Source organism: Brotonthovivens ammoniilytica, assembly GCF_025566885.1.
Lineage (GTDB): Bacteria > Bacillota > Clostridia > Lachnospirales > Lachnospiraceae > Brotonthovivens > Brotonthovivens ammoniilytica.
The window spans coordinates 203,177-213,801 of the sequence record NZ_JAOQJQ010000001.1 but is presented as its reverse complement, the minus strand read 5'-3'; the positions used below and the strand labels follow the sequence as shown (position 1 = coordinate 213,801).

The window sequence follows — 10,625 nt, the reverse complement described above, 5'->3', positions numbered from 1 at the left end:
AGCACGCTATGAAAATTCATAGCGTGCTATTCATTATATCTGTTATAAATTTAATGTCAAGATCATTTACTAATGTTTTACTTGTTTTTCATCTTTCTGATATTGTCTTTTTAATTCTGATCCTCGTCCTTTTGATCACTGTTCTTCCCCCAGACAGTCGATACTACCATAAAAGCAGCCATTACCAGAATAATGATCAGCATCCAGGCCTGTGTTAATGTCATCTACTTATCCTCCTTCCAGATATCATCTGATGAGCCAAATTTATTGAACTTGCCAATGGCAAAACCGATTCCGGTAATTGCAAATACAATAACTACTACCTGAACGATTGAAACAATGCACATATGCATAGAGATCCCTCCTATCTATCGAAACAATCTATTTCTTCTTTACAAATAAACCTTTTTTCCCTTTGCAGACTGCCGTTGTAATAACACCAAATACTACAGAGAAAATGGTTGCAATGTATGTAACGTGGAAGTTTGGCAGCTGCAGATAATCCTGTAAACCAAAGGTTGACCAGATACACACTGCAATCCAGGTAACAATAAAGGTTATAATAGAAGCTTTCATGGAACGTTTCCACCACAGTCCGATGATACCCATAATAAATACCGGAACACCAAATGCAAAACTCCAGTTAACCATGTTAACAACCGCCGGCTGCATATTACAGATTAAGATAGAAACAATACCAATAATCACAATGATAATACGTGTCAGTTTTGTCTTCTGCTCCTCTGTTACTTTTGGATTTTTCAGAGGATAGATATCATGTGAGATAATGGTTGCAGGTGCCAGAGCCATTACTGCAAAGGAGGAAAGGTCTACACCCAAGAATCCTGCCAGCAAGAGTCCCAGAACCGGTTTTGGAAGGAGATCAGCCATCATGGCCGGTGTCATCATCATATCTCCTGCATTTCGGTATGCAATAATGGAAAATGCAGCTAATCCGATTAAAGCCGGAAGGATACAGAAACATCCATTGATAGGTCCTGCAAACCAGATAGATTTCTTTACTTCTTTGTTATTTTTAGCAGTTACAACAGGCTGATATCCAGTCTGAGCCATACCGTGGAACAAAGATGCTCCCAGTGCTGACGGAATTGCAAAACCGACAATCAGAGCAGGATTTCCAAACAGATCTGTCATCCAGCTGGTTTCCGCAGATGCTTTCATTGTAGTTTCCACGGCATCCCATCCACCCGGCAATTCAAAAATCAGACTGATAAATACTAAAATCAGAGCCAGATACATTAAAATCGCATTGATCAGATTCAGCCATGCAATCTCTTTCATGCCGGCAAGCAGCACGTATAATACAGCAACAATACCGCCAAGAATCGCGGATACTGTATAAGACCATCCTGTCATAAGATTAATGGTAACCGCAATGGCTTCCATCTCAAGACAGCACATGCCAATAATCAGAGCAATGTTCATGGCAGAAATTAATCTTCCGGATGTAGGCCCGAAAATCTTACCTAAAAATTCTCCGGATGTCTTTGCCCCGGTACGGCGCATCCACGGACCGGTAATCTGTGTAATAACTACCATCATTACCACACAGGCAATACCGAACCATGCTGCAATAACACCCATAGAAGCTGCATTCTGACAGGTTCCCCAGTTGTGAGCCGAACCAAGCAGTGTCAGTGCCAGCGTAATGCCCACCAAAGATGCCGGAAGTCCCCCGCCGGCAAAAGCAAAGCCGCCGGCTCCTTCTCCTCCTTTTTTGTTCTTACGCGAAATAAACCACGATACCAGTGCGATTGAAACCACTTCATAGATGACAATCGCGATCAAAATACCTAAATTCATCTCTTTCTCCCTTCTTTTAATTATTAATAATTAATAAATTTTGTAAATTAATGATAAAATAAATGCAAACTTTTCATAACTATATTGTAGCAATACCTATAACAGAAACCAAATATCAAAAATGAATACCCATATACATTTTCTGTATAGGTCTTTCTGCTGTACCCCATACCATTTTTCAATAGCGCCATACCGGTTTTGAATTTGCATTGTCATTACAGCTCTTTTATAATAAAAGCAGATAAAAACACCGCAGACTTTTCATTGCAGTTTTCCAAACCAGACCACAGCGTTTTATCTGCCGGTTTTATTTTGAAAACTGTACCTTCAAATCATATTATTTTTATAAGGAGAATGATAATGAAAGAAATGACACCAAAAGAACGCGCTCTGGCCTTTTTCCGTCACGAGCCTACTGACGCACTTCCTACTGATGATGGTATTTTCGTATTATTTAATCCGGAGACTTACGCGGAACGCCCCCCTCACACAACAGGAGGGACTGACTGGTTCGGAGTACAGTGGAAATATGAAGCAAGTGTAGATGCCATTGCACCGGATCATACTCAGGATCCGATTCTAGAAGATATCTGCGACTGGCGGGAGGTTGTCAAATTCCCAGATCTGGACGCCTGGGACTGGAGCCGTGTAGAAGAAATTGATCATATCAGTGAAATTGACCGTGAAAATAAAGTTTTTGAAATGATGTTCGTAAACGGACCATTTGAAAGACTGCATATGCTCATGGGATTTGAGAATGCACTGTGTGCGCTTCTTACTGACCCGGAAGAGGTAGAGGCATTTCTGAATGCATTTATGGAATGGAAACTCAGACTGATGGAAAAAGTTATTGAAATTTATAAACCGGATGTCCTGATGTTCCATGATGACTGGGGAACACAGAACAATATGTTCTTTTCCCCGGATATCTGGAGAGAACTGATTAAACCTCAGATCAAAAAAGCAGTTGACCGCTGCCACGAACTGGGCGTGCTTTTTGATATGCACTCCTGCGGTAAAATGGAAGAAATTGTTCCGGAATTTGTGGAGCTTGGAATTGACGCATGGCAGGGAATGGAAATCAATGACATTCCAAAATTAAAAAAACTCACCGGCATGAACCTGGGATACCATGTAACACCGGACTATCAGAAATATCAGACAGATGCTCTTGCAGGGCTTGTAACTGAAGAGGATGTCCGCAAAGCAGTGCGGGAAGTATTTTATAAAACGGCAGAAGGCTACTGCTACTTCCCTATGTTCCTCCCATTCGGCGGATGGACTACAGATGTTATGATTGATGAAATCGCAAAATGCGGAAAAACAGTTTATCAAGATAAGTAATCAGGCTTTCTCATTGACACATTCCATATTGTTCAGTTTCTCAAGGAAAAAGCGATGCTTTGTAAAATAAAAAACCCACCTGACAGCAGGTGAGGTTTTTTATTTTCTTAAATATTACATCTTACATGTTTTGAATTACCCCCGGTGAAACAACCCTCTTTTTACATAGGGTTCTGTTTTGGACTCTATGTAAGTATAGCCTGTCTTTTGAATCAGGTCTTTTAATTTCTGTACATCCAGCTCGTCCTCTGAAATAATTTCCGTCTGATTTTTGCTGTGAGATGAAGTTACTTTCTTGACTTTAAATTCATTTCTTACGGCGTCATTCATATGAGCTTCACACATTCCGCACTGCATTCCATCAATTTTAACTGTCGTTTTAACCATATCTGTCAGTCCTTTCCTATAGTTAGTTTTCTCTAACCTTTTTACAGAATTTTACTCCGAAAGCCTGTTTCTGTCAATCAAATCTCGCTCTGTTTTACTAACGTTATGGTCTGTCCTTTTCCAGACCGGCACCGTGAATATCTTCCTCTTCCGTTCCCAGTATCTCATTCATTTTTTTTATGAAAACAGACAGCAGCGGATTATAATTATTCTGGTTCCATGCAATTACAAGCGACGGATCCCAGTTACTGTCGATTTCAAAAAACTTCACATCAGGGTTCAGCTTTAAATAGGTTCGTGAATCCAGAATAGATACACCCATGCCCACTGCGATCCAGAGAATCTGCTCTGCTAAGGATTTTGCATAATGTACCTGCGGAACAAACCCGTGTTCTTTGCAGAGAGCCAGAATCAGAGGCGCCGACTCCGGATTATCCTCTTCCGAAATCAAAACAAAAGTTTCGTCCTTCACATCATCCAATGTTACCTGATCCTTTTTTGCCAGGGGATGAAAACGGCTCATAACAATATGGTCCTTGGAATGGGAAACATACTGATACATAATACCTTCTTTGCGCTCAATCTCAAACTTCAGTGTATAGATCAAATCCAGCCGGCCGCTGTAAAGTTCTGACACCAGATAGTTAAAAGAACCCTCCTGAAACCACAGATCTACATTGGGATAATTCTCCTGAAAATACTGATAAATCATAGGCATAAAATCAGAAACATTGGTCTGGTCCAGTATTCCTATTTTTAGTGTGCCGTCTAATCCCTTTTGAATCTTTTCCGCCTTATTTACCATCTCAATATAATTTTCATACAGATCAAGCATCCCCACATAAAGCGAACTGCCTGCCGGAGTCAGACGTATGCCGTTATTGGTTCTCAAAAACAACTGAATATTTAATTCTTCTTCCATATTTTTAATATGTCTGCTGAGTGCCGGCTGAGAAATAAATAACTGTTCTGCCGCCTTTGTATAACTGGCACATTTTACTACTGTTATAAAATACTTGATTTGTACAATTGTCATTTTCTTTTCCCCCGGTATTATAATGGAATTATTATAACACAAACTCCAAAACACTTATATACCAGAAACTGCCTTTTCCCTCTCCACCTGCAGTTTTATTAAATCTTCTCCTCTTACAATAGAACCAATCGTATTACTTTTTCAATCTCCCTCCAAACTACATCCTTTAGTCAAAATTAAAGCCACCCATTAAGGCGGCTCTAATTTATAAGCAGATGATATCCGCATCAGATACTTTCAATACCTAAAATCTCGGTGGCTGGATTGGATAAGTATCAATAGGTACTTCCTCTGTATCAAATACCATTGTTCCATTCTCATTTTTACACACGATCCACTTTAACCAATTGTCATTATCCATCTGCGGATAATCTTCTCTTAAAAACCAGCCTCTGGATTCCTTACGCATCAGCGCTCCGCGAAACTGCATTTCTGCGCAAAGTACCATTGCTTCTGCTTCATGACAAGACAACATATCATGTAGATCTTCTGCTTTTAATTCTGAAACAAGAGGCTTTAATTGTTCTATTTTTCTAAGTGCTGATTCTAAACGATGCCCACTCATATATACACTGTTCTCTACCGGACAGATCACATCCTGCACCTGTGAGATAAGTTCCTTCGCAGTAATCCCCTTTTCTCTGAAAAGAGGTGCAAAAGCATTCTCTTTCAAGGTCTTAACTTGTGCTGTATCCACAGGCTGTTGACTTGTCTGTTTTACAGCTAAAGCCGCATTTCTTCCTGCAATGATTGCAGCAAATACAGCGTTCAGGATTCCAGACCCTCTGTTTCGTCCCGGAGGTGCCGGCACTGCTCCTGGTGCTGCAGATCCACCATAGCTTAAATCCCCGATCGCATACATTCCATCAATTGTGGTACGCATTTCTTCATCCACTTTAACAGGGGACTGCTCCCCAACAAATCCGGGTACAACCTCCCAGTCTTTATCTACTGTAGATGCTTTCTCAAAGTCAATCTCCCAGAAACGCAAACCATAAGGTCTTTCCCATGCATGAAGCATCATTTCTTCATTACTTGTCATAGGGTTCTCATCAATATGAAGATAGATTGGACCTCTGCCTGCAGATACCTGATTGTACCATTCCGCAACTGCACTAGAAGAGATATCTGCCTCAGGAAAACGCCGGAAATTTTTCGTAATATTTTCTCCATATGCATCATACATTACATTTTCACCGAAAACACATTCTCTGTTACTATTTACTCGGAAAAGCTGAGAAAAATTCCCAAATTCCGGATTCCTCATCTGCGCTCCAGCACGATATGCCGCTGCAATACCATCTCCTCTTCCATTACTCCACATTGATGCAACACGATAATTCTGACTTCCGGTAGCCATGATAACAAGCTTACTATTAAACTCATAAAATGTACCATCCAGAATATTGTAGCCTGCCGCTCCTGCAATCTTTCCGTTAGTCACCAGCAAATCAGATATTGTTGTCTTATCCATAAATTTTACACCCAGCTTTGCCGCTACTTTTCGAACTTGTAATGTAATATCAAGGTCTACTCCTACCATGTAAGTCATTGGTCCGGTTGGAATGCGGTTCTTTGGAACCTTGACGCCCCATTCCTCCAGTTTATCTAACATCTCATTATTCATAGCAACATACTTCAGCATCATATTCTGATTACCAAGATAGCATCCTACCATATTCGCATGATATGCAACAAAATCCATTGGGGTTGTTTTCTCAAGATCAAAGTACTGTAATACGCCGCCGCCTTTGTTGGCTTTTCCTGCATATCCTGCTGTCTGTTTCTCAACAATCAAAACTTCTGCCTCCGGATTATTCTCTTTGATTGTTACTGCAGCACTCAGCCCGCCGATTCCACCGCCTGCAATCAGAATGTCTGTCTCTATTTTCTTCTGCACAATCTTTGTCTGCTTCATTCTTACACCCCCTTATAATACTTACTGTAACGGTTGAAAGTCTGACGAAAGCTCTGACTTGCATAATCCGGTATGACCTTAATACATTCCTTAGGACATTTCACTTCACAATAATTACAATGTTCACAATCCTCTACATATTTGAAAATTGGTTTTTTATTTTCTTCATCCCAACGGATGACATCCACAAAACAAGCTTTATAGCAGATCTGACAGCCGATGCATCTGCTGCTGTCAAATTCAATTTTATGATTTGTCTGAATCATAGGAATCTCCCTTCATTAAAAGTTATCCTTTTCCTCCGCATATACCTGTGGAAGGATTGCTGCAAGATTTGTAAACTCTTTAATACAATGCGCCCCCAGTGACATAGGTCCCATGGGCGGAACCCGCATACCTTCCGGAAGTATTTTCACATCTCTTCCATTTTCATAAGTCCATCCCATCCAAAATCTGGAACGAAGCTCAATGCCGCCTTCTACTTCTCGTACAAAATGTGTCATAATTGTTGGAATTGTTGCAAGCGGCGGCTGCCCTTTGCCAAATCCTTTTCCAACAATTAGCGTTGAACAAGCTTTTGTGCCAATTTTTGATACATCATATCCTACATCCCCCGGATACTTAAAGTTAATTACAATATTGTCAGGCCCCATACCCGTATCCTCTGTAATCTCATGTGTCGTATCCCATAATCTTTCCCGGTAGCTTAAGCTTAAATCCAATGCCCGGACTTTATTTTGTGTCTCTGCTTTATAATGGTCTTCCGGATCCCAGATCTTATAACGCAGATTATCCAGACCATGCCATGCAAACCACCAGTCTATCATTTCAGTAGTTACTCCAGGCATTTTGGTAAGATTTGCTATGTATCCTGTACCATCCGGCATGATGCAGTATCCAATCTCTGCTTTCTCCTCCATATTTTCAAATAGACCATTTCTGTCCGAAAATGCTAATGCCTGTTCTGGTGAAATCGGTGCCTTTAAAAATCGCTCATAATGTTCTGGCTCTGCCTGTGCAAGTTCCTGCAGATAGTATTTAAAATAACTTTTCTGCTGATCTTCTTCACTGACCAGAACTTTTGACTTCTGCATATTATCCATCACTTTACCCCCTTATATCTAAAACTGAAATTCATTGATATGTGCTAAAATCTCTTTTGCCTCTGCTAATGCCTCGTCAATAATTGCTGCTGAGGTTCTTTCTTTTTTCACCAGAGCTGTAATCTGACCCGCCATAACAGCACCGTCTATCATATCTCCTTCTGCCATTGCTTTCTTTAATGAGCTCTCTGCAATTGGACGAAGCTTCTTAGCAGCCTCAGCCTTCGTATTATTTGCTTCTACTGCAATCATCTCATCAGCAAGTTTATTCTTAATCTGACGGCAAGGCTCATCGGTACAGTATCCGGTAATGACAGTCGACATATCTCCTGCCTCAATAACTGCCTTCTTGACGTTGGGATGCACTGTCGTTTCCACTGCTGCCATAAATGCAGTTCCCATCTCAAATCCTTCTGCGCCAAGTGCAATCGCTGCTGCCATACCTCTTCCATCTGCTAATCCGCCGCTGGCAATAACCGGAATTTTCATAAGGTCCGCTGCCTGTGGTACGAGCACTGTCGTTGCTTCAAATGTAACATGCCCGCCGCCTTCCCAGCCTTTCACAATCATCACATCTGCTCCTGCTTTTTCTGCAATCACAGCATCTTCAATAAAAGAAGCTTTGACAACGACCTTACACCCCACACTATGCCACAAATCAAAATACTTTTTACATAATTTCATATCCAGACCGGCAATGGTATCTGCATAAACCACTGGTGGTTTTTCATCTAAGATAATTGTTGTAATATGTTCCAGATTATCTGGAATCATAATCGTATTCATACCGAATGGTTTGTCTGTCAGTTTTCTTGTCTGTACAATTTGATCCCGAATAAATGGTTCTGGCGCGAATCCTACTCCGAGAATTCCAAGTCCCCCTGCATTGGATACTGCCGCTACCAACGGTGCAGTCGAAATCCACGCCATTGGTCCCTGAATTACAGGTTTTTCAATGTTTAATACTTCACATACTCTGTTCATTTGCTCTTGTCCTCCTACTACTTTTTACTGTCCTGCTTCCTATTCATTTCTTTTTGTGTAACAGCATTGCTCTAATTCAAATTTTTCAGTCTTTATGATGTTTACTTATCTCAATAAATTTATTGTAGTTTGAACCTTATTTTTTTTCATTATGTGTAAAAACAAATATTACTTTTGATTTTTTCTCTTACTTTGTTATTTTTAACAATACATATGTTTTGATTCCTATTCCATTTTCCTGTATAATAAATACAGGTTCTTTCGTATATTATGAATAAATTTATGAGACAAAAGGAAAATTTCATGAAGATTACATTAACAATGCTTTTAACAGAATTACAAAAAGAACATAAAGATATTGCTATTACAAACAACTGTACAGATCACCTAGACTCCTTCGAAGGAATTCGACTGCTTCCCTACCAGAAGGAACTGACTGATATTTCCTACCTGTATTTTTCCCAGGAAGGACATCCTATTATTTCAGAAGAAGTGCCGGTTCACCTGGCACTTATCTATGTATGCAGGACCATACTTCCGCCAGAGGGTTTTCCAGTTATTACGATTCAGACAGATTCAGAACCTGCGATTATCTTCAACTCTTTACAGTCCATTTATATCCGTTATAAGAATTGGGATCGTGATATGAACAACTGTTTAATTGAGCAAAAAGAGCTCCAGGATATGATGAATATCAGTGAAGCCCTTCTTAATTTACCCGCCATTATCTATGATAACAGTCTGAAAGTACTTGCATACAGCCAGAATATCAATCTGGAAGATCCCGTCTTTTCCAGCGCCACGACACTGGGCTCTCTGCCTTCCCAGACTCTGGCTACTTTTGAACGTCTGAACATGATTGAACGAATCAAAAATCAAAAATATATCATTGAATCTAACTCGGAACTGACACATGCCAGTATAATTCACAAAATTGAAAAGAATCAAAGCTGCTGCGGCTATTGCGTATTCCTGCTTCCTTCTATGGAGCATCTTACGTTCTATCAGCATCTCATGGAGAATTTTCTGGAAAATGTTTCGATCCTCTTGATTAGAAAACAGGAATCTTATCTCAATCATTCCTATATATACGAATCTCTGCTCAATGACCTGATGAATGAAACTGATTTAGACCTTACTTCATTAAAAGACCGGCTCTCTTATGTTGGTCTTCCTTTTGAATCGCAATTTTTCCTTCTGCAGCTAAAACTTGATGCCGCCTCGCAGCTGTCTAAAGATTTCTTTATTCGCTCTATACAGGATTATCTGGAAAATGCCTATGTATTCCGTTACCACAATCATATTCTGATTTTATTATATAACTCCTCTATACAAGAACATTCTTATCCAGAATCTTTTCCCCTTCTCTATCAACAATTTTCTGCAGATTTGAAGTTACATCATATAATATGTGCAGTCAGTCTGCCTTTCCGTCAGATTCTTGAACTCTCTTCTGCCCAGAAACAGACAGATGCCACCTTGAATCTTGTCTCACAATTTACTAAAAATACAAATCCTTTACTGTTGACTCCCCCAGGGGCCAATCCGCCATTTTATTTTTACAAAAACTACAGACTCTATGATTCCTGCAGACACCAGCTGGGAGCACTTTCCCGCTTATCCATCATAGACTCCCGCATTCTCCACATAAAGGAGCACGACAAGCAAAAACACACAAATTATCTAAAAATCCTAAGCAGCTATCTAGAACACAACCTCCAGAAAAATTCCTGCGCCGGACACCTTCACATGCATCGCAATAATGTTGTGTATCATCTAAACCGCATGGAGAATCTATTCTCGATTCATTTTGAAGATCTGTCAGATATCCTTCAACTATACCTCGGTCTGATTTGTCTGGATGTTGAGACCCTGCAGGCGGCAGATTCCTTTTCTTGACATGCCTTTTAATAACTGCTATATATAAAACAAGGGTAAAAGTGCTATTTTCTGTAGCCTTTTACCCTTCATTATCATAGAAGAAATTTTATTTACAAACTTCTCTTCACAGTCTCGTATAACCGAAAAG

General features: G+C 40.1%; 10 protein-coding genes. 2 read left to right on the top strand and 8 right to left on the bottom strand.

All coding sequences use genetic code 11. The features are described 5' to 3' along the window. Positions 1-224: 224 nt before the first annotated feature. Positions 225-353, bottom strand: a complete 129-nt coding sequence (locus tag OCV88_RS00980) for a hypothetical protein (protein ID WP_262590572.1) — start codon at positions 351-353, stop codon at positions 225-227. 28 nt (positions 354-381) lie between these two features. Then, positions 382-1,824 (bottom strand): sodium:solute symporter family protein, encoded by a 1,443-nt coding sequence (locus OCV88_RS00975; protein ID WP_158423784.1) that lies wholly within the window; start codon positions 1,822-1,824, stop codon positions 382-384. Positions 1,825-2,184: 360 nt separating this feature from the next. On the opposite strand from OCV88_RS00975, the gene OCV88_RS00970 reads away from it, so the two are divergent. Then, on the top strand, positions 2,185-3,168 hold the full coding sequence (locus tag OCV88_RS00970; RefSeq protein WP_262590571.1) for a uroporphyrinogen decarboxylase family protein: 984 nt from the start codon (positions 2,185-2,187) through the stop codon (positions 3,166-3,168). Between the two features lie 135 nt (positions 3,169-3,303). Here OCV88_RS00970 and OCV88_RS00965 read toward each other — a convergent pair whose 3' ends face one another. From OCV88_RS00965 to OCV88_RS00940, 6 genes are all read right to left on the bottom strand, one after another. Continuing rightward, positions 3,304-3,555 (bottom strand): heavy-metal-associated domain-containing protein, encoded by a 252-nt coding sequence (locus OCV88_RS00965; protein ID WP_158423782.1) that lies wholly within the window; start codon positions 3,553-3,555, stop codon positions 3,304-3,306. A 103-nt stretch (positions 3,556-3,658) separates the two neighbouring features. Next, entirely contained in the window at positions 3,659-4,591 is a 933-nt protein-coding gene (locus OCV88_RS00960; protein WP_158423781.1) for a LysR family transcriptional regulator, read from the bottom strand. A gap of 244 nt (positions 4,592-4,835) precedes the next feature. Next, positions 4,836-6,509 carry an FAD-binding protein gene (locus OCV88_RS00955; RefSeq protein WP_158423780.1) on the bottom strand — a complete coding sequence of 558 codons (1,674 nt, stop codon included), beginning with the start codon at positions 6,507-6,509 and terminating at the stop codon, positions 4,836-4,838. Between the two features lie 2 nt (positions 6,510-6,511). Further along, positions 6,512-6,775 carry a 4Fe-4S dicluster domain-containing protein gene (locus OCV88_RS00950; RefSeq protein WP_158423779.1) on the bottom strand — a complete coding sequence of 88 codons (264 nt, stop codon included), beginning with the start codon at positions 6,773-6,775 and terminating at the stop codon, positions 6,512-6,514. Positions 6,776-6,790: 15 nt separating this feature from the next. Next, positions 6,791-7,612 (bottom strand): DAPG hydrolase family protein, encoded by an 822-nt coding sequence (locus tag OCV88_RS00945; RefSeq protein ID WP_262590570.1) that lies wholly within the window; start codon positions 7,610-7,612, stop codon positions 6,791-6,793. Between the two features lie 18 nt (positions 7,613-7,630). After that, positions 7,631-8,596 carry a nitronate monooxygenase gene (locus OCV88_RS00940; RefSeq protein WP_158423778.1) on the bottom strand — a complete coding sequence of 322 codons (966 nt, stop codon included), beginning with the start codon at positions 8,594-8,596 and terminating at the stop codon, positions 7,631-7,633. Between the two features lie 303 nt (positions 8,597-8,899). On the opposite strand from OCV88_RS00940, the gene OCV88_RS00935 reads away from it, so the two are divergent. After that, positions 8,900-10,495 carry a PucR family transcriptional regulator gene (locus tag OCV88_RS00935; RefSeq protein WP_262590569.1) on the top strand — a complete coding sequence of 532 codons (1,596 nt, stop codon included), beginning with the start codon at positions 8,900-8,902 and terminating at the stop codon, positions 10,493-10,495. The last annotated feature ends 130 nt before the right edge of the window (positions 10,496-10,625 follow it).